Origin of the sequence: Mangrovicoccus sp. HB161399 (assembly GCF_013184745.1) — a bacterium.
GTDB lineage: Bacteria > Pseudomonadota > Alphaproteobacteria > Rhodobacterales > Rhodobacteraceae > Mangrovicoccus.
Window position 1 is genome coordinate 1 of the sequence record NZ_JAATVU010000066.1, and the last position, 19,800, is coordinate 19,800.

Here is a 19,800-nt window from a genome sequence, read left to right on the forward strand (position 1 = left end):
CAACGGGCCGTTCCTTTGGCGAGGTCGAGTCCGTCAGGAGACTCCCTTCCGCCGATCGCCGCCACCCCAAATCAACCAGTGTCGTGTAGTCTGGGAAATCCTGCAGGAACACGCCGAAAGCCTTTGATAGCAACGCCTTTCCGGCCCCGGGCTCGTCAGCGGCCCCGGTTGGCCGGTGCGAGCGGCACGCGGAGGACCACGCCCCCGGCACGGGCCACGCGGAGCGCGCCTTGCGGCCACGCGGAGCGCGCCTTGCGGCCACTCGCAGGCCGGACGCGGCCCGGCACGGGCGAACCGGGCGAATCCCCGTCACGCAAATCCATCGAATTGGCTATCCGGATTGACCAGATTTATCTAGATATCCGAATTCACCCCTTGACCCGTTCCGGATTTCGCTAATTCTATCGGCACGGGAACTGTCCGCGGCAGCTTGCCGCTGCAGGAGAACACCGAAAAAAGCCTAGCGAAAGAAGGACCGCCCCGAGCGGTCAAGGGAGGAAAAATTGTCGGACAAGATGAACCGCAGGAAATTCCTGCGTGCCACTGCGCTTGCCGGTGGCGCAGGCACGCTCGCCGCACCGGCCGTGCTGGCCCAGGCCCCGATCGTGATGAAGATGCAGACCTCGTGGTCCGCCTCGAACATCTGGCAGGAATTCGCCCAGGACTATGCCGACCGCGTGGAGGCCATGTCGGGCGGCCGGATCAAGATCGACCTCCTGCCCGCGGGCGCGGTGGTCGCAGCCTTCCAGGTGCTCGACGCCGTCAATGACGGGCTTCTCGACGCGGCGCATTCAGTGCCGGTCTACTGGTACGGCAAGAACAAGGCCGCCTCGCTCTTCGGCACCGGCCCGGTCTTCGGCGGCTCGGCCACGACGATGCTCAGCTGGTTCTACGAGGGCGGCGGCAAGGAATTCTACGACGAGCTGACCCAGGACATCATGGGGCTCGATGTCGACGGCTATCTCGGCTTCCCGATGTTCGCCCAGCCCTTCGGCTGGTTCAAGCAGGAGGTCAACACGGCCGCCGACCTGCAGGGCTTCAAGTACCGCACCGTCGGGCTTGCCGCCGACCTGATGCAGGAAATGGGCATGTCGGTGGCGCAGCTGCCCGGCGGCGAGATCGTCCCGGCGATGGAGCGCGGCGTGATCGACGCCTTCGAGTTCAACAACCCGAGCTCGGACAAGGATTTCGGCGCCCAGGACGTGGCCAAGAACTACTACCTGTCCTCCTACCACCAGGCCTCCGAGAGCTTCGAGTTCCTGTTCTCCAAGATATTCATGGAGGATCTGGACGACGACCTGCGCGCGATCGTCAGATACGCGGTCGAATCCGCCTCCACGGCGAACACCGCCAAGGCGATGCGCCGCTACTCGGCCGACCTGCAATGGCTGCAAAACGAGGCCGGCGTCACCGTCCACCGGACCTCGAAGGAGATCCTCGACGCGCAGCTCGCCGCCTGGGACAAGCTCATCCCTCAGCTGGAGGAGGATCCCTTCATGAAGAAGGTCCTCGACAGCCAGCGCGCCTGGGTCGAGCAGGTCGCCTATTACGAGCTGATGAACGCGCCCGACTACGCGCTGGCCTTCGAGCATTACTTCCCGGGCAAGCTGAAGCTCGGCTGAGCCCTGGACGGCGCCCTCCCCCGATGCTCCGGGAGGGCGCCACTTTCTTTGCGGGAAATCCCATGATCGGCTACATCCGTTTCGCCGACGCGCTCTCTGCGTGGTTCGGCAAGGCCTTCGCCTGGCTCATCCTGATGATGGCGTTCGGCACCGGCTACGAGGTCTTCGTCCGCTACGTCCTGAACAGCCCCACCGCCTGGGCGCTGGACGTCTCCTTCATCATGTACGGCGCGCTCTTCATGATGGCAGGCGCCTACACGCTGTCGCGCGGCGGCCATGTGCGGGGGGATTTCCTCTACCGCCTGTGGAGCCCGCGCTGGCAGGCCCGCATCGACCTCGTGCTCTATGTCGTCTTCTTCTTCCCCGGCGTCCTGGCGCTGATCTTCGCGGGCTGGAAATACGCCGCGCGCAGCTGGCAATACGCCGAGGTTTCGGTCAACTCGCCCGCGGGCGTGCCGATCTACCAGTTCAAGACCGTGATCGTCGTCGCCGGCGTGCTGCTGTTCATCCAGGGCATCGCCCAGGTCATGCGCTGCATCATCGCCATCCGCACCAATGAATGGCTGGCGGCCGACGAAGACGTGCAGGAAACCGAGGACATCCTCATGGCAAGGGCCGCAGAGGCCGAGAAGGACGCCCATCCATGACCGATCCCATGGTCGCGCTCAGCATGCTGGGCCTTTTCATCCTGATGGTCTTCCTCGGATTCCCGATCGCCTTCACGCTGATGGCGATGGGGCTGGGCTTCGGCTATTACGCCTATTTCGACGAGCGCCGGATGTGGCGCGAGCACTTCCGCCTGCCCGAGGACTCGTCCTGGTGGGACCAGGCCAGCACATGGGTCGACGGCTGGCTGAACAACCGCGTCTTCGACCTCTTCATCAACCAGAGCTTCACGGTGATGTCGAACGAGGTGCTGACCGCCGTGCCGCTGTTCCTGTTCATGGGCTACATCGTCGAGCGCGCCAACATCGTCGACCGGCTGTTCTCCACGCTGAACATCGCCTCGAAGAACGTGCCCGGCTCGATGGGGGTCGCGGCGCTGATCACCTGCGCGCTCTTCGCCACCGCAACCGGCATCGTCGGCGCCGTGGTGACGCTGATGGGGCTGCTCGCCCTGCCCGCCATGCTGAAGGCGCGCTACGACAACTCCTTCGCCGCGGGCATCATCTGCGCGGGCGGCACGCTGGGCATCCTGATCCCGCCTTCGATCATGCTGATCGTCTATGCGGCGGCTTCCAACGTCTCGATCGTCCGCCTCTATTCCGGCGCGCTGCTGCCGGGGCTGACGCTGGTCGGGCTCTACCTCGTCTACGTGATGGGCCGCGCGATGCTGCAGCCCTCGGTGGCGCCGCGGCCGAGCGCGGAGGACATTCCTGACGTGCCCCGGCTCGAGCTGCTGCGGATGGTCGCCACCAGCTTCCTTCCGCTGGCGGCACTGATCCTGGCGGTGCTGGGCTCGATCCTCTTCGGCCTGGCCACGCCCACCGAAGCGGCCTCGATCGGCGCGCTCGGCGGCATCCTGCTGGCCTTCCTCTACCGCTCGATGACCTGGGGGCGGCTGCGCGAGAGCGTCTACCTGACCGCGCGGACCACCGCGATGGTCTGCTGGCTCTTCATCGGCAGCTACATCTTCTCCTCGGTGTTCAGCTATCTCGGCGGCGAGCAGGTGATCTCGGAATTCGTCAAGGGACTCGACATGTCCCCGGTGATGTTCCTGATCATGGCGCAGCTGATCATCTTCCTGCTGGGCTGGCCGCTGGAATGGTCGGAGATCATCATCATCTTCGTGCCGATCTTCCTGCCGCTCCTGCCGCATTTCGGGATCGATCCACTGTTCTTCGGCGTCCTCGTCGCGCTGAACCTGCAGACTTCGTTCCTGACGCCGCCGATGGCGATGTCGGCCTACTACCTCAAGGGCATCGCGCCCCCCGAGGTGCGGCTGACGCAGATCTTCGCGGGCTGCATGCCCTTCCTGTTCTGCGTGATCCTCGCGATGGTGCTGATGTACCTGGCGCCGGGCATCGTCTTCTACCTGCCGGACATGATCTATGGCAGCTGATCCCACCCCTCCCGGCGCTCTCCGGCGCCGGGCCGACAGCCGGAGGAGAAAGACCGGATGAACAAGATCATGGCGCTGATCGCCTTCGCGACCCTGGCGGCCTTCCTGGGCATCCTGGTCTGGCACGTGCCGCATTGGGACCTGATCGCGGTGACCGCGGCGGTGGTCCTGCTGGCGGCGCGCGATTTCCTGACTAGCGCAAGGGACGGGCGCTGAGGGCATCCCCCCCGCCCGCTGCCGCGGGCGGCGACGGCCGCGCCATCAGCCGCGCGGCCTTCCGGTCCGGGTCCTCGCCGGACGGTTCCACCCCAGGCACATAGGCGACGACCCGCGACCGACCCCCGCGCTTGGCCGCGTAGAGCGCGGAATCGACATCGGCGAGCATCTGCGCGGGCTCCCAGCCGTTGAACTGGCCGGTGGAGCAGACGCCGATGCTGGCCGAGATCAGGCAGTGCCCATCGGGCACCGGAATCGGCGTTTCCAGCGCGGCGATCATTTCCACGGCGCGGCGGCGCACCGCGTCCAGATCGGTCTCGTCCTTCAGGACGATCAGGAATTCGTCCCCGCCGGTGCGCACCAGCGTGTCGCCCTCCGACGTGCGGTCCAGCATCAGTCGCGCGACATGCTGCAGGACCACGTCGCCCGCGCCGTGCCCCATCGTGTCGTTGACCCGCTTGAAATAGTCGAGATCGATCCCGACCAGCGTGAAGGACACGCCCTGCCGGCGGTGGCGCGCCAGCACCAGGTCAAGCGCCCGGCGGTTCTTCAGCCCGGTCAGCGTGTCGGTATAGGCTTGTTCCTCGGCCGCGATCCGCGCCGCCTGCAGCCGCAGGTTCAGCTCGTAGGAGGCATCCATCGCCGCCGATTTCGCCTCCACCAGATAGAGCATGTCCATGGTGGGATCGGTGGTGGCGAAATCGCTGGCATGCAGCGCGTAATGCCGGATCGCATCGAACACATATAAGCCGAAGGACAGGTTCAGGAGCAGCCCGCCATCCGCAGCGGCCGTCACCTCGCCGCGCAGCTGCGTCTGCGGGTCGTCGCGGAAGTAGAGCCGCAGCGGCGTCCCCGCCGCCAGGCGCAGCGCCTCCATCGACGCGACCTCGCGCGGGCGCTTGAAGCGGAACAGCTCGAACAGCCGCGCGCTGCGGAAATAGCCGTCGGGCCGGGTCTTGGCCAGGGTCGGGCCGACATGCACGATATTGCCCGCGGCATCCGCCTGCAGGTTCATCGGCATCAGCACATCCAGCGCGTGACAGTCCAGACGGATCTCCATCGCGCGCCCTAGCTTCCCGCGGCCAGCTCGAAGCTGCGCCCGGAGGCGAAGCCATTGTCGATCAGCCGGATGCAGACATGGGCGAGCCCGGCGCTCGGCGGCAGGCATTCCAGCAGCACCAGCGAGCCGTAATCGTCGGCCATGGTCCGCATCAGCCCGACCAGGACATGTTCGAAGCCCGGCAGGTGCCATTCGCAGTCCAGCCTGTAGGACGCCTCGTCGATCGGCAGAAGTTCCAGCCGCGGCAGGTCGAGCTGCGGCACCGCCAGCCGCGCGCGGTCGGGCATCTCGTCGAGCGAATGCAGGAAATCGACGAAGGTCGCGCCGCCGAAGCGCAGCAGCCGCCGCACGGGCTCCAGGTTGGGATGGGACACCAGGTAGGTCCCCAGATCCTCGAGGACGCAATCCGCGGACTTGCCGAGATAGGCGGCGGCAGCAGCCAGCACGTCGCCGGTCAGCGCGTCGTCGTAGAGCAGCATCGCCTCGAACCCGGCCGGATCGACATCGGCGGCCTGCGCCACCTCGGTCCAGGCCCCGGCACCGTAGGTGTCGCGGAGGAAGCACTGCAGCGATTTGTTGATGAGCCCGTGCACCCGCCGGCCGTCCTGTCTCGGTTTCTCTGCAGGAGCCTAGGAGCCGGTCGGTTAACACGCCGCTAAATGCCGGGGGGCCGGCGCCGGTACCGGCCGGCCAAACCCCTAAGAGTAGATGCAAATTTGAGGCTTTCCGCCGGGCTCCGGCCCGGCGTCCCCGTCACGCGGCGTCGGTGCGGGCCTCTTCCGCCGCGTCGAGCCAGGCAGGCAAAGCCGAAATGTCCGGCAGCACCACGGAGGCCAGCGGCGCCAGCTGCTGTCGTGACGCCATTCCGGTCAGCACGCCCACGCGGTGGCAGCCCGCTGCCCGCGCCGCGATCAGGTCGTGCGGGGAATCGCCGACCATCACCGTCTCGGACGGATCGGCGCCGGTCATTTCCATGAAGGCCTGCAGCTGCCCCGGTCCCGGCTTCTGGCCGAAACCGCAGTCGCTGCCGATGATGTGATCGAAGCAATGCGCCACGCCTGAGGCGCGCAGATGCGCCATCGCCGGCGCGCGCGCATCGTTGGTGATCACGCCCAGGGCCAGCCCGCGCTCGCGCAGCCCGCCGAGCAGCGGCAAGAGCGGCGCGGCCTCATGCTGCGGCGCAGCTGCCGCCATCACGTTCATCCGCGATACCAGTCCGGCCGCGGATACGCCCGGCACATACGGCAGAAGCTGCCGGACGATGTCGCCCGGCGTCCCGCCGATGAGAACGCTGTCTTCCTCGAAGCGCCGGTCCTGCAGATCGAAGCCCACCGATGCCGCCATCTGCGCAGCTTTGGCATGGTCGCCCGAACTCAGTTCCAGAAGAAAGGATGCGGCCCAGCCGCCCCAAGTTGCCCGAAAGTCAAACAGCGTCCCGTCCTTGTCGAAAAGGACTGTCTTGATCATTAGCGCTCCTCCCAGTGGCCGCACTATGCCACGGAACGCCACCGCCAGACAAGAAAGCCCTTATCCCTTCCGAAACCGCGGTTCGGCGGAAGGTTCATGTCCAGTTCGGAACCATTCCGCCGGGCAGGCATTGCCGCGCACGGCCGAAATCCAGCGGGTCCCGCCCGGCATGCTCCGCCGCCGACAGCACCCAGGAATCGTCCATCAGAACGAAATCCAGCACCGCCGCCAGGATCTCGAGGTCCCCCAGACCGGCCCGGAGCCCGTCGGCCGACAGGCCCGAAGCGTTAAGGAACACCGGCAGCATGTCATCCGCCGAGCCCAGCCAGGAAAGGGCGCCCAACGCCACGGCAGAAGCGTTTTCAAGGTCCATGGCAGCAGCCTCCGGTCTGAGCCTTCGCAATTCGACTAAAATGCTCAAGGCTTCCTTAACTTCTTCCGTGGGAATGTGAAGCTGCACAACCTTCATATGTGGAGATCCCCGGATGCCGGGCCAGATTCTTGTCATCGATCCCGTCGCGGCGAACCGAATCGTGCTGCGCAGCCGGGTGACGGTTTCGTGCCATTCCGTGGTGCAGGCCGGCAGTCCGGACGAGGCCTTCGACCGGGTCTCCGAAAACCGCCCCGACCTGATTCTGCTCGGACCCGGCCTGACCGGCCCGATGGCCTGCGACATGGTCCGGCGCCTCGCCGGCTTCCCGGCCGGGCGCGGCGTGCCAGTGCTGATTCTCACCGGCTCCTTCGACCCCGAGGCGGTGCGCGCGGCGCTGCTGGCGGGGGCCGAGGACGCGCTCGACCCCGAAGCGCAGGGCGCTTTCCTGCTGGCCCGGATCCGCGCGCTCCTGCGCCAGCGCGGCGCGCTGGACGAGATCGCCGCGCGCAGCCTGACCGAGCAGCAGCTCGGCCTGTCGGAGGACGCGGCCGCCTTCGTCCAGCCCGCGCGGATCGCCCTGGTCACCCAGCGCCCGGTCAAGGGCCGGGCCTGGCAGGCGGCGCTGATGCCGCTGGTGCCGCACCGGCTGTCCTGGCTCGACCCGCAGGCGGCCCTTTCGCTCTCGCCCGAGGACGGCCATCCGGATCTCTACATCGTGGAGGACAATCCCGACCAGCCCGACGACAGCCTGCGCTTCCTCGCGGAACTGCGCAGCCGCCAGTCCAGCCGCACCGCCGCCGCCATCCTTGTCAGCGATCCGCGCGCGCGGCGCCAGGAACGGCCGGCGGACCGCCTGGCGATGGCGCTGGACATCGGCGCGAACGATGTCATGCGCCACGGCTTCATTCCCGAAGAACTGGTGCTGCGCAGCGCGCTGCACCTGGCGCGCAAGCGCGACGGCGACCGGCTGCGCAACCGGGTGGAGGACGGGCTGCGCGAGGCACTGCGCGATCCGCTGACCGGGCTCTACAACCGCCGCTATGCCATGCCCCATATCGACCGCATCGCCGAGCGGGCGGTGCAGAGCGGACGCGGCTTCGCGCTGATGATGGTCGATCTCGACCGCTTCAAGTCGGTCAACGACACCCATGGCCACGCGGCGGGCGACCGGGTGCTGGTGGAGACCGCGGCGCGGCTTTCGGACAACATCCGCAAGCAGGACCTGCTGGCGCGGATCGGCGGCGAGGAATTCCTGATCGCCATGCCGGACACTGATCTCGACCGGGTGCGCATGGCCGCGGCGCGGCTGCGCCGGGTGATCGCCGACCGGCCCATGTCCGCGGGCCAGTTGCTCCTGCCGGTCACCGCCAGCATCGGCATCGCCATGGCCGACATCGCCGCCTTCCGCGAGGCGGCCGCGGCCGGACAGTCCGGCACTGCGGTGCAGGCCCTGCTGGAACGCGCCGACAAGGCGCTCTACAGCGCCAAGGCCCAAGGGCGGAACACCGTTAATTTCGGCCTTTCCGCCGCCTGAGCACCGTCAGTCCGGATCATGCGGCGGGTGGCCATGTCCGTCGCCGCCATCCCATTTGCGGCCGCCGTCCCGGTCCTTGCCGCCGCGATAGGTGCCGAAGCGCTTCAGCCGGTCGACATACTCCGCTCGCTCCTCCGGCGGCATCGCCGCAATCCGGTCGATGATCACCGCATGGGCCCGGTCAGTGAAGCCCGCGAAGGCGGCGTTCGATCCGTCGAGCAGATCGCGCAGCGCCTCCGGATCGAAGGGCTCGGCCTCCAGCAGCGCGATCACCCGCAACCGAACCTCTTCCTGGGTTCCGCGGGTCACGCCCTCGGCCCGGCCGATCGCATGCAGTTCCGAAAGCACAGCGCGCCGGTCCCCCGGCGGCAGCACGCCGATCAGCGGAGCGACGAAGCCGGGCCGCATCGGCGGCGGCCGATCGCCGTCGAAGGCGCGCTTCGACAGGAACAGCCCGGCCACGGCGCAGATCACCAGCACGTTCAGCGCCAGCGAGACCCCGGTGAGGATCCGCCAGGCCAGCTTCCGGCGCGGAGATGCGGGTTCCGACATGTTCATCCCTCCGGCAAGAGCCCGGCCAGCGCCGGGAATTCGTAGATCATCTGCAGCCCGAAGGCGCTGTCATAGACCGAAGCGCCGTTGAAATCGGCGCCGGTCCCGGCCGAGAGGCCGATCCAGAGCCCTGTCAGCCCGGCAGCCACCAGCCCGGCGGGCAGCGCCAGCCGCCCGGCCAGCGCCCCGAGCCCGGCCAGCCAGCTGCGGCGCGGCTCCGCCCGCGGCGGCGGAGCAGGCTGCAGCCGCGCCGCATCCGCCTCGATCCGCGCCAGCAGCGCGGCGGAAGGCAGCGGCGCATCCGCCCGCGCCCCGGCCAGGATCAGGTCGAGGGCGGCATCGTCAATGTCCAGGTCGCGTTCATGTGCCATCGATCAATCCCAATGCCTCCCTGTGCTTCGCCAGCGCCTTCGCCAGCGTCCGCTTGCCCCGCGCCGTCAGGCTTTCCACCGCCTCCACCGAGATCTCCAGGATCTCGGCGATCTCCGGATTGGGGCGGCCTTCCAGATGCCGCAGGATCACCGCCAGCCTCTGCCGCTCGGGCAGTTCGGCCAGCGCCGCCTGCAGCGCCCGTGCCCGCGCCGCGCCCTGCATCCGCGCCTCGTTTCCGGGGCGGTCGTCCTCCGGCTCCATCTCGGGCTCCAGCGGCGCCTGCCGCCGGCGCCGGCGCAGCCGGTCGGTGCAAAGATTTGCCGCCACCCGGTAGGTCCAGGTGGCGGGCGCCGCGCCCATGTCGCGCCAGTCCGGCGCGATCTTCCACAGGCGCAGCATCGCTTCCTGCGTGACGTCCTCGGCCTCCGCCCGGTCGCCCAGCATGCGCACCGCCAGGGCATGGATCCTCGGTGCGATCCGCAGCATCAGCGTGCGGGCCGCCTGCGGGTCGCCCGCGGCATAGGCCGCGAGCAGGGCCGCATCCTCCGAGGAGGTTCCTCTGGCGCTGTCAGCCTTCATCCCGGACCGGGCTAGGGGGCCGTGGAACACCGGTCAAGGCGTCAGTTGCGGTTCATGCCCTTGCCGTCCTGCGGACCGTGGCCGCCGCGCCCGTCATGGTGCCCGCCCATTATCGGGCGCTGCGCCATTTCCTCCTGGCTCAGCACGCCGTCGCCGTCGCGGTCCATGGCCTGGAACGCGCGCTCCATGCCCGCGGCCATGCCGGGGCCTTCCAGTTCGGCCATCGACAGGGTGCCGTTGCCGTCCTGGTCGCGGAATTCCACCATGTTGGCGATGCGAGCGGCCATCCGTTCCTGCATCCGCGCCACCGCGGCGGCGGTCAGCTCGTCCGCGGTCAACTCGCCGTTGCCGTCGGCGTCGGCGGCCTGGAAGCGGGCTTCGCGATGAGCCTTGAACTCCTCGGCGGTGACCGTGCCGCTGCTGTCGGCATCGAGTTCGGAGAAGGCCGGGCGCTCGCCCGGGCCGAAGCCGCCCGGACCCATGCCGCGGGCGCCGTCCTGGCCGCGATCCGCGAGAACCGGCAGGGCCAGCCCGGCAGCGATGGCAGCGCTCAGTGCGATCATCTTCTTGGTCATCGGTCTTGCCTTTCGTGATGTCTGGGACGCGGCGATGCTCCTTGCCGCGTTCATCCATTCAACGGGGCTTCGCCGGGTTTCCGTCGCAGGCCTGCAAATTTTTCCGCCCCGCTGCTATAAGCGGCGGGGGCGCGACTCGGCTGCGAGGCCGCGCAGGGAAGGAGAACCGCATGACAGACATCCGCATCGAGGAGGACCGGCCGCTGAACCAGGCGCTGCTGCGCGGCTGGCGCCGCCGCTGCCCGGCCTGCGGCGAGGGCCGGATCCTGCAGGGCTATCTCAAGGTGCGGCCCGCCTGCCCGGCCTGCGGCGAGGAACTGCACCACCACCGCGCCGATGACGGTCCGGCCTATCTGACGATCCTCGTAGTCGGCCATGTGCTCGCCCCGGTGATGCTGCTGGCCTGGGAACTCTGGCGCCCGCAGCCGATGGTCATGGCCGCCAGCCTCTCGGCGCTGACGGTCGGGCTGGCGCTGTGGCTGCTGCCGCGGATAAAGGGCGCGCTGATCGGCATCCAGTGGTCGCGGCGGATGCACGGCTTCGGCGGAGATGGGTCCCCGGTGGCAGATGCCTGATCCCGAGATCCGCGACGCGGCAACCGTGATCCTGCTGCGCGACCGCGGCGGGCCGCAGGTTCTGATGGGCCAGCGCGGCGCGAAGGCCGTGTTCATGCCGTCGAAATTCGTCTTTCCCGGCGGCGCGGTCGATCCCGGCGATGTGGCCGTCCCGCTGGCGGGCCTTCCCGACGGGATCTGCCTGGAGCGGCTCGGCGAGGGCGTTGCGCCGGACCTGCCGCGCGCGCTGGTCGCCGCCGCGATCCGCGAGACCTGGGAGGAGACCGGGCTGGTCCTCGGCCGCGAGGGCGCCTGGCCGGATCCGCCGGCAGACTGGCAGGGGTTCGCCGCAACCGGGCACGTGCCCTCGGGCGAGGGGCTGCGCTTCTTCTTCCGCGCGATCACGCCGCCGGGCCGCCCCCGCCGCTTCGACGCACGGTTCTTCCTCGCCGATGCCGACGCCCTGGGGCTGGAGGCGGAGGATTTCTCCCGCGCCTCGGACGAGCTGAGCCTGCTGCAATGGATCCCGCTGCCCGAGGTGCGCCGCTTCGACCTGCCCTTCATCACCGAGGTGGTGCTGGCCGAGCTTGCCGCCATGCTGCGCCGCGGGGCACAGCCGGGACCCGTGCCGTTCTACGACAATGACGACGAGGAGTCGCTGTTCCGCCGCCTCGGCGGGCGCGCCCTGCTCTGAGCCTCAGTCCTGCCAGCGCCACGGGGTGGTGTAGCAGCCCATCACCTGCGCCAGCCGCTCGGCGTCGACATCGCCATGCGCTTCCAGCACCGCGGTCAGCCCGAGCTTGCGGTCCTCGACCACCTCGGCAACCGTGACCGGAAAGCCCTCGGCCGCCAGAACGCCGTCGAAGACCCGCTGGATCGCCATCTTGCGCAGGGCGGGCTTGAAGACCTTGCCGACCGCGGTCTTGGGCAGCTCGGCAAGGATCTCGACATGCTTGGGCACGGCGGCGCGCTCGTGAATGCGAGAGCGGCCGAACTCCATCAGGTCGCCGGTCATCACCTTGGCCCCGGCCACCAGCTCCACATAGGCGCAGGGCAGTTCGCCGGCATGGGCGTCGGGCTGGCCGATCGCGCCGACCATCGCCACCGCCGGATGGCCCGACAGCGCCTCCTCGATCTCGGCCGGGTCGATATTGTGGCCGCCGCGGATGATCATGTCCTTCTTGCGGCCGGTGATCCACAGGTAGCCGTCGGCGTCGATCCGCCCCAGATCGCCCGTGCGCAGATATCGCCGGTCAGCGAAAAGGCCGAGATTCTTGCCCGGCTCGGTATAGGTCGACCCCTCGAAGACGCCCGGGTTGGCGATGCAGATCTCGCCCACTTCGTCGGTGCCGCATTCATGCCGGATGGTCCCGCAATCCTCGCAATCGAGGATCCGCACATCCGTGTAGGGCAAGGGCACGCCGACCGAGCCGACCTTCTTCTTGCCGTCGATCGGGTTCACCGACACCAGGCAGGTCGCCTCCGTCAGCCCGTAGCCCTCGGCCACCTGCACCCCGGTCGCCTCCTCGAACCGGCGGTAGAGTTCCAGCGGCAGCGGCGCGGAACCCGAGATCGCGATCTTCAGGCTGGAGACATCGGCATCGACCTTGCGCTGCATCAGCGCGGCAAGCGCGGTCGGCACGGTGATCAGGAAGGTGACGCGGTAGCGCTCGATCAGCTTCCAGAAATTGTCGAAGACACCCTCGCCGCGGTAGCCGGCGGGGGTCGGAAAGACGACATGCGCGCCCGACTGGATCGCCGACATCAGCACAGGGTAGCAGGCGAAGCAGTGGAACAGCGGAAGCGGGCAGATCATCACGTCGGTCTCGTCGAACAGCAGCTCCTTGCCGAGCCAGCCGTTGTAGATCATCCCCGAGAACTTGTGCTGCGCCACTTTCGGCGTGCCGGTGGTGCCGCCGGTATGGAAATAGGCTGCGATCCGGTCCCCGCGGCTCTGCTCGAACGCCAGCCTGCCGCCCGGCTGGCGCTCCAGCTCGGCACGGAAATCCAGCACCTTCGCATGGTGCCGCCCGGACATCTTCGGACGCAGCAGCGGCACCAGCCAGGATTTCGGCGGCGTCATGTAGCGCTTCAGGTCGACTTCCAGCACCGTCTTCACGGTTGGCGAGAAGGCGACCGCGGCAGCGGCCTTCTGGGCGACCTCGGATTTCGGGAAGGTGCGCAGCGTCACCAGAACCTTGGCCCCGGCATCGTTGAGGATGCCGGCGATCTGCTCGGTGTCGAGCAGCGGGTTGATCGGCAGCACCCGCCCCGCCGTCATGCCGCCCAGCAGCGCAAGGATCGTCTCGTTGCAGTTCGGCAGCAGGTAGGCGACGACATCGGTCTCGCCGATGCCGAGCGAGCGGAACAGGTTCGCCGCCTGCGTCACCTGCCGGGCGAGCTCCGCCCAGTCCAGCGTTTCGGCGGGCGCCCGCGGTTCCGAGAACAGCTGGAACGTGACCGCGGGCCGCCCGCCATGGCGCGCCGCGGTCGCGGCCAGCGCATCATGGACGGTCTCGGGCACATCGCGCGCGCTCCACGGGCCCTCCGCCTCGATCAGGCGCGCAGAGGACACGTCCGTGAACATGTGCATTGAAATCTCCTCCCCAGGATGGCCGCCTTGTCCGTTCTTGCATGCGAAGCGGGCGGCCTGCCGCGAGGATGGACCCGGGCCCGGGCGCAGCGCAAGAGTAACGCTGCGGCCCGGACCTGCGGCGGTCATTCGGCGGCGACGGCCTCGGTGAATTGCAGCCGCGCCAGACGGGCGTAGAGCCCGCCCTCGGCGACCAGGCTGTCATGGGTGCCCTGCGCCACGATCCGGCCCTTGTCGAAGACGAGGATGCGGTCGGCCTTCTTCACCGTGGCGAGGCGGTGCGCGACGACCAGCGTGGTGCAGTCGCGGGACATCTCGTCGACGGCCTTCTGCACCGCTGCCTCGCTCTCGGCGTCGAGCGCCGAGGTCGCCTCGTCGAGGAGCAGGACCGGCGCATCGCGCAGGATGGCCCGCGCTATGGCGATGCGCTGCTTCTGACCGCCGGACAGCATCACGCCGCGCTCGCCCAGATAGGTGTCGTACCCGTCGGGCAGCTCGGAGACGAAGCCATGCGCCGCGGCGGCCTTCGCGGCGGCCTCGACCTCGGCATCGGTGGCATCGGGACGGCCGAAGCGGATATTGGCGCGGGCGGTGTCGGCGAAGATCACCGGCTCCTGCGGGACCAGCGCCAGGTTGCGGCGGAAGGCGTCGCGCGCCATCGCGGGGAGCGGCACGCCGTCGAGCAGCACCTCGCCGGACTGCGGATCGTAGAACCGCAGCAGCAGCTGCAGCACGGTCGACTTGCCCGCCCCCGAAGGACCGACCAGCGCGACCGTCTCGCCCGGCGCGACGCGGAAGGACAGGCCTTCCAGCGCGGCATCGTCGGGGCGGGTCGGATAGTGGAAACGCACGTCGCGGAACTCGATCTCGCCCTGCGCGGGCGCGGCCGGGGCGCGCGGGGTTTCGGGATCCGAGACGGTGTCCTCGGCATGGAGCAGCTCGACCAGCCGCTCGGTGGCGCCGGCCGCGCGCTGCAGCTCGCCCCAGATCTCGGACAGCGCGGCGACGGAGCCTGCCATGATGCCGGCATAGATGACGAACTGCACCAGCTCGCCGATAGACATCGCCTGGCTGCGCACGTCGGTCACCCCGACCCAGAGGACCGAGATGATGCCGCCGAAGACGATGAAGATGACGATCGCGGTCAGCGCCGCGCGCACGACCATGCGCCGCTTGGCCGACTCGAAGGATTTCTCGGTCACGTCGGCGAACATCGCGCGGCTCGGCCCCTCGGCCGTGAAGGCCTGCACGGCCTGCGCCGACAGCAGCGCCTCGGACGCCTTGCCCGAGCCTTGCGCGATCCAGTCCTGGTTGTCCCGCGCCAGGCCGCGCAGGCGGCGGCCGAGCCCGAGGATCGGGATCAGCACCACCGGCACCAGCAGCAGCACGAGGCCGGTCAGCTTTGCCGAGGTCAGCAGCATCATCACGAGGCCGCCGCCGAACAGCAGCAGGTTTCGCAGGAACCACGACACCGAGGAGCCGACGACCGACAGGATCAGCGTCGTGTCGGTGGTGATCCGCGACAGCACCTCGCCGGTCATGATCTTCTCGTAGAAGGCCGGGCTCATCGAGATCATCCGGTCGAACACCGCCTTGCGGATGTCGGCGACCGTGCGCTCGCCCAGCCGGGTCACGAGGTAGTAGCGCGCCGCCGTGCCGAGGGCGAGCAGGCCCGCGATGCCGAGCGCGGCAACGAAGTACTTGTCGAGCAGCGCGGTCTCGCCGGTCAGGAAGCCGTCGACCACCCGGCGCACCGCCACGGGCAGGACCAGCGAGACGGTGGCGGTGAATATCAGCGCCAGCAGCGAGGCGACCAGCAGGCCGCGATAGGGCTTCAGGAAGGGAAACAGGCCGCGGAGCGCCCCGATCTTCTTCGACTTCGCGCGGTCCTCGCTGGAATTGTTCGGGCGGCGGGCCATGGCTACTCCTCGCTGGAAATCCGGGATTTGCCTACGCCATGGCGCCCGCCGCAACAAGGCCCGGGCCTTCATCACTTGGTACGGGATGCGCTGGGTCATGCGGCAGATGCACACGCATGACGGGAATGTGATCCGTCGGGCCCGCTCAGTCGCGGGTCACGTCGAGGCGGTAGAGCCAGTCGAACTGCCTCAGCGCCAGCCCGGGTTTCACCCGGTCGCCGAGTCCCAGGCCCAGATGCGCGAGCTGGCGCAGGCCGGGAACCCCCAGATGGTAGAGCATCGCGTTGCGGTCCGCCGCCGCGACGATGCGGCGGCAGCGCGCCTTGCGCCGCGCCTCGTAGAGCGCCAGCCCGGCCTCCACCCCGTCGCTGCCCGCCAGGCTGTCGCCCAGCACCCAGGCGTCCTCCAGCGCCATCACCGCGCCCTGCGCCATGAAGGGCAGCGTCGCATGCGCGGCATCCCCCAACAGCGCCACCCGTCCCCTGGCCCAGCGGCGCGCGACCGGACGGCGGAACAGCCCCCAGAGATGGGCGGTCTGCACCTGCTCCAGCTCGGCGCGGATATCCGCCGGGAAGCGCGCGAAGGCGGCGCGCAGGTTTTCTGGATCGTCCTCGTGGCTCCAGCCGTCCTCGGCCCAGGCGGCGCGCTCCAGCACGGCGACGATGTTGATCAGCCGCCCGCCGCGCAGCGGATAGCGCACCAGGTGGCGGCCCGGCCCCAGCACCAGCTGCACCTCGGGCAGCGCGGTGCCGTCGCCCGGCACCAGCGCGCGCCAGGCGACCTGGCGGCGGAAGGCCGGCTCGGGTGCCGGGTCGACCAGCGGCCGGATGCGCGAGCGCACCCCGTCCGCGGCGATCACCACGCCCGCGCGCAGCACGCGGCCGTCGGCCAGCTCCACGCCGGTCCGGCCGTCCCCGGCCAGCCCGGTCACCTCTGCCCCGGTCTCGATCCGCACCCCGGCCGACACGGCGGCGGCGCGCAGCGCCTCCAGCAGGTCGGCGCGATGCACCATCAGCCAGGGATGGCCGAATTTCGCTCCGGCCACGTCCATGCGCAGCACCTCGCGCCCGCGCGCGTGGTCGCGCATGCGCAGCGCGGACAAAGGTGTCCCGATTTTCGGAATTGCGGGACCCAGCCCCATGGCCTCCAGCACCGCGGTGCCGTTCGGGCTGACCTGCAGCCCGGCCCCGACCTCGGCAAGGTCGGGGGCCTGTTCCAGAACGGTGACGGAGGCCCCCCGCTGCGCCAGCGAAAGCGCAGCGGCGAGTCCTCCGATTCCTGCTCCGGCCACGATGGCCTGGCGGCCGATCAGCATGTCTTCACTGCCGCGGACGGCCCTCTGCCAGTGCCCATCGCCGGTGCGTCAGTCGTCCCGATGCACCTTCTCGCGGCGTTCGTGCCGCTCCTGCGCCTCGAGGCTGAGCGTCGCGATCGGACGCGCGTCGAGCCGCTTCAGCGAGATCGGTTCCCCGGTGGCCTCGCAATAGCCGTATTCGCCGTCCTCGATGCGCCTGAGCGCCGCGTCGATCTTGGCGACCAGCTTGCGCTGGCGGTCGCGGGTCCGCAGTTCCAGCGCACGGTCCGTCTCTTCCGACGCGCGGTCGGCAATGTCCGGAATGTTCCGCGTGCTCTCCTGGAGCCCTTCGATCGTGTCCCTGCTGTCCGCCAGAAGCTCGGCCTTCCAAGCATTGAGCTTGCGACGGAAATATTCCAGCTGGCGATCGTTCATGAACGGCTCGTCCTCGGCGGGACGATAGTCGTCAGGAAGAAATGTTTCGGCCTTCATCACTGCTCCCAAATCATGGCCGGCTGCCGTTGGGTTTTTTTGATCCGACATCCGATGCCCTCCCGCGCGCGGCTGTAGCGCAATCAGCCGCGATTGTCACGGTCAAACAGGGGGTGCTTGAACCTGTCGCAGGGAGTGCTAGGCTTTCGCTGCAAGGCAGCATCCGCCGCTTTACCGGGAGTTAGACGACATGAGGTTCGAGGGAACCAAGAGCTACGTGGCCACCGAGGACCTGATGGTGGCGGTCAATGCGGCCGTCGCGCTGGAGCGTCCGCTGCTGGTCAAGGGGGAGCCCGGAACCGGCAAGACCGAGCTCGCGCGCCAAGTCGCCGAAGGGCTCGGCCTGCCGATGATCGAGTGGAACGTGAAGTCCACCACCCGGGCCCAGCAGGGCTTGTACGAATACGACGCGGTCAGCCGCCTGCGCGACAGCCAGCTGGGCGATCCGCGGGTCGAGGACGTCGCCAACTACATCCGCAGGGGCAAGCTCTGGGAGGCCTTCACCGCCCCCGGAAAGGTCGTCCTGCTGATCGACGAGATCGACAAGGCGGACATCGAGTTTCCGAACGACCTGCTGCAGGAACTCGATAAGATGGAGTTCTTCGTCTACGAGACCGGCCAGACGGTGCGCGCGGTCAACCGCCCGATCGTGATCATCACCTCGAACAACGAGAAGGAGCTGCCCGACGCCTTCCTGCGCCGCTGCTTCTTCCACTACATCCGCTTCCCCGATGCAGAGACCCTGAAGAAGATCGTCGAGGTCCACCATCCGGGCATCAAGGGCGCGCTGCTGACCGCCGCGCTGACCCAGTTCTACGAGATCCGCGAGACGCCCGGGCTGAAGAAGAAGCCCTCGACCTCCGAGGTGCTCGACTGGCTGAAGCTGCTGCTGGCCGAGGATCTGGACCCGGCCGACCTGAAGCGCGACGGCGCCTCCGCCCTGCCGAAGCTGCATGGCGCGCTGCTGAAGAACGAGCAGGACGTTCATCTCTTCGAGCGGCTGGCCTTCATGGCGCGGCGCAGCGGGCGCTGAGCCCGCTGGCGGGGCTTTGCCTGAGGCAATCCATGCCGTAAGGTCATCCGGCCGGATGCGGGGACCGGCAGAGGGGGACCGCCATGACCTTCCGTCCGGAAGAGACCGTTAGAACGCGCGCGCGCCTGCGCGAGATCATTCCCGAACAGGACTCGGTCCGGGTGCTGCAGAAGGATCTGGACCGGCTGAACCGCGTGGCGCGGGACTTCATCGCCCTCTCCCCCTTCCTCGTGCTCGCCACCTCGGGACGGCGCGGCCGCGTCTCGGTCTCGCCGCGCGGCGACCGGCCCGGCTTCGTGGAGGTCCATGACGACCGGACGCTGCTGATCCCCGACCGGCTTGGCAACCAGCGGCTCGACTGCTTCGAGAACATCCTCGACGATCCGCGTGTCGGGCTGATCTTCCTCGTGCCCGGCCATCCCGAGACCCTGCGCATCTCCGGCACCGCAGCGATCGTCCGCGATTCCGCGGCGCAGGCGCGGCTGGCGCATGGCGGACGGGAACCCGCGCTGATCCTGGCGGTGCGGGCCGAACAGGTCTTCATGCACTGCGCCAAGGCCTTCCTGCGCTCCCGGCTGTGGCAGGCGGAGACATGGCCCGCCCGACGAACCGCGCCGAGCCTGGCGCAATGGGTGTCCGAAGCCGTGCCCTCCGAGCTGACCGAGGCCGAGATCCAGGAAATCCACGACGAGGACGCCGCCACCCGGCTCTATTGAACGGCGCCGCGGAATTTTGACCGCCGGGCCCGGAACCGCGGCGGCCGCGCGGCGTTCCCCGGACATGGACAGCAGCACCCCCAGAACCGGCCCCGAAGCCGTTCCCGAACTCGTCGACCGGCTCGACCGGCTGGCCGGGGAGCGCAAGGAGGTCTCCATGGGCCGCCTGATAGAGGAGATCGGAGCCCAGGGGCACGCGCCGCTTCTGATGGTGGTCGCCCTCCTGATGATCCTGCCGCTGGGCATGGTTCCCGGCATCGGCGGCGCGCTCGGCGCCATTGCCGCGGCAATCGGGCTGCAGATGCTGCTGGGCCGCGGCAGCGTCTGGGCGCCGGGCTTCCTGCGGCGGCGGACCTTGCCCGCGGACCGGCTGAAGGGCGCGGCGCGGCGCCTGCGCCCGGCCTCGCGCTGGATGCGCCGCCATCTCCATGTCCGGTTCGAGGCGCTGTCCGCCGGGCGGCTGTCGCTGTCGCTGATCGCGCTGGTGCTGATCGCAGCGGGCGGCTCGCTGATCGTCCTGGGCGCGATTCCCGTGGCGACGCCGCTGATCGGCCTGCCGGTCGCCCTGTTCGCCGCCGGAATCCTTGCGCGCGACGGCGCCGTGGTGGCAGGCGGCTGGGCGGCGCTGGCAGTCTCGGCCGCGGTGCTCGGCTTTGCGTCCCGGCAGCTTGCCGGCTGAGCAGACGCTGTGCATCCGGGCCACCCGCGGCCGGGAAAACCGCGCTGCCGGGCAATCGCTGTTTCTTTCGCGCCCGCGCTCGCCTATGGGTTGGACGAGCAGCAAGAC

At 69.0% G+C, this 19,800-nt stretch carries 22 protein-coding genes; 10 read left to right on the forward strand and 12 right to left on the reverse strand.

Features of this window, described 5'->3' with window-relative positions; all coding sequences use genetic code 11:
* Positions 1-515 precede the first annotated feature (515 nt).
* From HCC78_RS25030 to HCC78_RS25045, 4 genes are all read left to right on the forward strand, one after another.
* Complete coding sequence (locus tag HCC78_RS25030) at positions 516-1,622, forward strand: TRAP transporter substrate-binding protein (protein WP_172331543.1); 1,107 nt, start codon at positions 516-518, stop codon at positions 1,620-1,622.
* 62 nt (positions 1,623-1,684) lie between these two features.
* Positions 1,685-2,269, forward strand: coding sequence for a TRAP transporter small permease subunit (locus HCC78_RS25035; RefSeq protein WP_172331511.1), 585 nt, complete (start codon positions 1,685-1,687; stop codon positions 2,267-2,269).
* Positions 2,266-3,684: a TRAP transporter large permease subunit gene (locus HCC78_RS25040; protein ID WP_172331512.1), complete on the forward strand. Its 1,419-nt coding sequence runs from the start codon at positions 2,266-2,268 to the stop codon at positions 3,682-3,684. The genes HCC78_RS25035 and HCC78_RS25040 overlap by 4 nt, the downstream gene beginning before the upstream one ends.
* A 57-nt stretch (positions 3,685-3,741) precedes the next feature.
* A complete protein-coding gene (locus tag HCC78_RS25045) occupies positions 3,742-3,900 on the forward strand; it encodes a hypothetical protein (protein ID WP_172331513.1) in 159 nt (52 codons plus the stop codon).
* On the opposite strand, the gene HCC78_RS25050 is transcribed toward HCC78_RS25045, so the two are convergent.
* The 4 genes from HCC78_RS25050 to HCC78_RS25065 all read right to left on the reverse strand — a co-directional run bounded on the left by HCC78_RS25050 (position 3,878) and on the right by HCC78_RS25065 (position 6,896).
* Entirely contained in the window at positions 3,878-4,960 is a 1,083-nt protein-coding gene (locus tag HCC78_RS25050) for a GGDEF domain-containing protein (protein WP_172331514.1), read from the reverse strand. The genes HCC78_RS25045 and HCC78_RS25050 overlap by 23 nt on opposite strands.
* 8 nt (positions 4,961-4,968) lie before the next feature.
* Positions 4,969-5,553, reverse strand: a complete 585-nt coding sequence (locus HCC78_RS25055; protein ID WP_172331515.1) for a heme NO-binding domain-containing protein — start codon at positions 5,551-5,553, stop codon at positions 4,969-4,971.
* Positions 5,554-5,713: 160 nt separating this feature from the next.
* Complete coding sequence (locus HCC78_RS25060) at positions 5,714-6,427, reverse strand: HAD family hydrolase (protein ID WP_172331516.1); 714 nt, start codon at positions 6,425-6,427, stop codon at positions 5,714-5,716.
* A 94-nt stretch (positions 6,428-6,521) separates the two neighbouring features.
* Complete coding sequence (locus tag HCC78_RS25065) at positions 6,522-6,896, reverse strand: DUF3572 domain-containing protein (protein WP_253949352.1); 375 nt, start codon at positions 6,894-6,896, stop codon at positions 6,522-6,524.
* 16 nt (positions 6,897-6,912) lie between these two features.
* Here HCC78_RS25065 and HCC78_RS25070 point away from each other — a divergent pair, with 16 nt between their 5' ends.
* Positions 6,913-8,334: a diguanylate cyclase gene (locus HCC78_RS25070; protein WP_172331517.1), complete on the forward strand. Its 1,422-nt coding sequence runs from the start codon at positions 6,913-6,915 to the stop codon at positions 8,332-8,334.
* A 6-nt stretch (positions 8,335-8,340) separates the two neighbouring features.
* Here HCC78_RS25070 and HCC78_RS25075 read toward each other — a convergent pair whose 3' ends face one another.
* The 4 genes from HCC78_RS25075 to HCC78_RS25090 are packed head-to-tail and all read right to left on the reverse strand — an operon-like array spanning position 8,341 to position 10,412.
* Positions 8,341-8,886 (reverse strand): periplasmic heavy metal sensor, encoded by a 546-nt coding sequence (locus HCC78_RS25075; RefSeq protein WP_172331518.1) that lies wholly within the window; start codon positions 8,884-8,886, stop codon positions 8,341-8,343.
* Between the two features lie 2 nt (positions 8,887-8,888).
* Entirely contained in the window at positions 8,889-9,257 is a 369-nt protein-coding gene (locus HCC78_RS25080) for a hypothetical protein (protein ID WP_172331519.1), read from the reverse strand.
* On the reverse strand, positions 9,247-9,837 hold the full coding sequence (locus tag HCC78_RS25085; protein WP_172331520.1) for an RNA polymerase sigma factor: 591 nt from the start codon (positions 9,835-9,837) through the stop codon (positions 9,247-9,249). Before HCC78_RS25085 ends, HCC78_RS25080 begins: the two co-directional genes overlap by 11 nt.
* A 41-nt stretch (positions 9,838-9,878) precedes the next feature.
* A complete protein-coding gene (locus HCC78_RS25090; RefSeq protein WP_253949353.1) occupies positions 9,879-10,412 on the reverse strand; it encodes an EF-hand domain-containing protein in 534 nt (177 codons plus the stop codon).
* Between the two features lie 170 nt (positions 10,413-10,582).
* Between HCC78_RS25090 and HCC78_RS25095 the strand changes: the two genes are divergently transcribed.
* Together HCC78_RS25095 and HCC78_RS25100 are read left to right on the forward strand one after the other, a co-directional pair.
* A complete protein-coding gene (locus HCC78_RS25095; protein ID WP_172331521.1) occupies positions 10,583-10,987 on the forward strand; it encodes a DUF983 domain-containing protein in 405 nt (134 codons plus the stop codon).
* Complete coding sequence (locus tag HCC78_RS25100) at positions 10,980-11,660, forward strand: NUDIX hydrolase (protein WP_172331522.1); 681 nt, start codon at positions 10,980-10,982, stop codon at positions 11,658-11,660. The genes HCC78_RS25095 and HCC78_RS25100 overlap by 8 nt, the downstream gene beginning before the upstream one ends.
* Before the next feature lie 3 nt (positions 11,661-11,663).
* Here the strand turns inward: HCC78_RS25100 and HCC78_RS25105 are convergent, their stop codons facing one another.
* From HCC78_RS25105 to dksA, 4 genes are all read right to left on the reverse strand, one after another.
* The gene (locus tag HCC78_RS25105) at positions 11,664-13,559 is read right to left on the reverse strand and encodes an acyl-CoA synthetase (protein ID WP_172331523.1); all 1,896 of its coding nucleotides are present in this window, start codon (positions 13,557-13,559) and stop codon (positions 11,664-11,666) included.
* Positions 13,560-13,684: 125 nt separating this feature from the next.
* Positions 13,685-15,478, reverse strand: coding sequence for an ABC transporter transmembrane domain-containing protein (locus tag HCC78_RS25110; RefSeq protein ID WP_172331524.1), 1,794 nt, complete (start codon positions 15,476-15,478; stop codon positions 13,685-13,687).
* 145 nt (positions 15,479-15,623) lie between these two features.
* The gene (locus HCC78_RS25115; RefSeq protein WP_172331525.1) at positions 15,624-16,793 is read right to left on the reverse strand and encodes an FAD-dependent oxidoreductase; all 1,170 of its coding nucleotides are present in this window, start codon (positions 16,791-16,793) and stop codon (positions 15,624-15,626) included.
* Between the two features lie 48 nt (positions 16,794-16,841).
* Positions 16,842-17,264 carry an RNA polymerase-binding protein DksA gene (gene dksA, locus HCC78_RS25120; RefSeq protein WP_172331526.1) on the reverse strand — a complete coding sequence of 141 codons (423 nt, stop codon included), beginning with the start codon at positions 17,262-17,264 and terminating at the stop codon, positions 16,842-16,844.
* Between the two features lie 190 nt (positions 17,265-17,454).
* On the opposite strand from dksA, the gene HCC78_RS25125 reads away from it, so the two are divergent.
* From HCC78_RS25125 to HCC78_RS25135, 3 genes are all read left to right on the forward strand, one after another.
* Positions 17,455-18,297 carry a MoxR family ATPase gene (locus HCC78_RS25125; RefSeq protein ID WP_172331527.1) on the forward strand — a complete coding sequence of 281 codons (843 nt, stop codon included), beginning with the start codon at positions 17,455-17,457 and terminating at the stop codon, positions 18,295-18,297.
* A gap of 83 nt (positions 18,298-18,380) precedes the next feature.
* Positions 18,381-19,013, forward strand: a complete 633-nt coding sequence (locus HCC78_RS25130; protein WP_172331528.1) for an MSMEG_1061 family FMN-dependent PPOX-type flavoprotein — start codon at positions 18,381-18,383, stop codon at positions 19,011-19,013.
* Positions 19,014-19,077: 64 nt separating this feature from the next.
* Positions 19,078-19,692, forward strand: coding sequence for an exopolysaccharide biosynthesis protein (locus tag HCC78_RS25135; RefSeq protein ID WP_172331529.1), 615 nt, complete (start codon positions 19,078-19,080; stop codon positions 19,690-19,692).
* The last annotated feature ends 108 nt before the right edge of the window (positions 19,693-19,800 follow it).

What these genes read in the sequence shown, in the direction of transcription:
- HCC78_RS25030 (WP_172331543.1), top strand. Translation starts at nt 516, where the DNA reads ATGAACCGCAGGAAATTCCTGCGTGCCACTGCGCTTGCCGGTGGCGCA.
- HCC78_RS25035 (WP_172331511.1), top strand. Translation starts at nt 1,685, where the DNA reads ATGATCGGCTACATCCGTTTCGCCGACGCGCTCTCTGCGTGGTTCGGC.
- HCC78_RS25040 (WP_172331512.1), top strand. Translation starts at nt 2,266, where the DNA reads ATGACCGATCCCATGGTCGCGCTCAGCATGCTGGGCCTTTTCATCCTG.
- HCC78_RS25045 (WP_172331513.1), top strand. Translation starts at nt 3,742, where the DNA reads ATGAACAAGATCATGGCGCTGATCGCCTTCGCGACCCTGGCGGCCTTC.
- HCC78_RS25050 (WP_172331514.1), bottom strand. Translation starts at nt 4,960, where the DNA reads ATGGAGATCCGTCTGGACTGTCACGCGCTGGATGTGCTGATGCCGATG.
- HCC78_RS25060 (WP_172331516.1), bottom strand. Translation starts at nt 6,427, where the DNA reads ATGATCAAGACAGTCCTTTTCGACAAGGACGGGACGCTGTTTGACTTT.
- HCC78_RS25065 (WP_253949352.1), bottom strand. Translation starts at nt 6,896, where the DNA reads ATGAAGGTTGTGCAGCTTCACATTCCCACGGAAGAAGTTAAGGAAGCC.
- HCC78_RS25070 (WP_172331517.1), top strand. Translation starts at nt 6,913, where the DNA reads ATGCCGGGCCAGATTCTTGTCATCGATCCCGTCGCGGCGAACCGAATC.
- HCC78_RS25075 (WP_172331518.1), bottom strand. Translation starts at nt 8,886, where the DNA reads ATGTCGGAACCCGCATCTCCGCGCCGGAAGCTGGCCTGGCGGATCCTC.
- HCC78_RS25080 (WP_172331519.1), bottom strand. Translation starts at nt 9,257, where the DNA reads ATGGCACATGAACGCGACCTGGACATTGACGATGCCGCCCTCGACCTG.
- HCC78_RS25085 (WP_172331520.1), bottom strand. Translation starts at nt 9,837, where the DNA reads ATGAAGGCTGACAGCGCCAGAGGAACCTCCTCGGAGGATGCGGCCCTG.
- HCC78_RS25090 (WP_253949353.1), bottom strand. Translation starts at nt 10,412, where the DNA reads ATGACCAAGAAGATGATCGCACTGAGCGCTGCCATCGCTGCCGGGCTG.
- HCC78_RS25095 (WP_172331521.1), top strand. Translation starts at nt 10,583, where the DNA reads ATGACAGACATCCGCATCGAGGAGGACCGGCCGCTGAACCAGGCGCTG.
- HCC78_RS25100 (WP_172331522.1), top strand. Translation starts at nt 10,980, where the DNA reads ATGCCTGATCCCGAGATCCGCGACGCGGCAACCGTGATCCTGCTGCGC.
- HCC78_RS25105 (WP_172331523.1), bottom strand. Translation starts at nt 13,559, where the DNA reads ATGCACATGTTCACGGACGTGTCCTCTGCGCGCCTGATCGAGGCGGAG.
- HCC78_RS25110 (WP_172331524.1), bottom strand. Translation starts at nt 15,478, where the DNA reads ATGGCCCGCCGCCCGAACAATTCCAGCGAGGACCGCGCGAAGTCGAAG.
- HCC78_RS25115 (WP_172331525.1), bottom strand. Translation starts at nt 16,793, where the DNA reads ATGCTGATCGGCCGCCAGGCCATCGTGGCCGGAGCAGGAATCGGAGGA.
- dksA (WP_172331526.1), bottom strand. Translation starts at nt 17,264, where the DNA reads ATGAAGGCCGAAACATTTCTTCCTGACGACTATCGTCCCGCCGAGGAC.
- HCC78_RS25125 (WP_172331527.1), top strand. Translation starts at nt 17,455, where the DNA reads ATGAGGTTCGAGGGAACCAAGAGCTACGTGGCCACCGAGGACCTGATG.
- HCC78_RS25130 (WP_172331528.1), top strand. Translation starts at nt 18,381, where the DNA reads ATGACCTTCCGTCCGGAAGAGACCGTTAGAACGCGCGCGCGCCTGCGC.
- HCC78_RS25135 (WP_172331529.1), top strand. Translation starts at nt 19,078, where the DNA reads ATGGACAGCAGCACCCCCAGAACCGGCCCCGAAGCCGTTCCCGAACTC.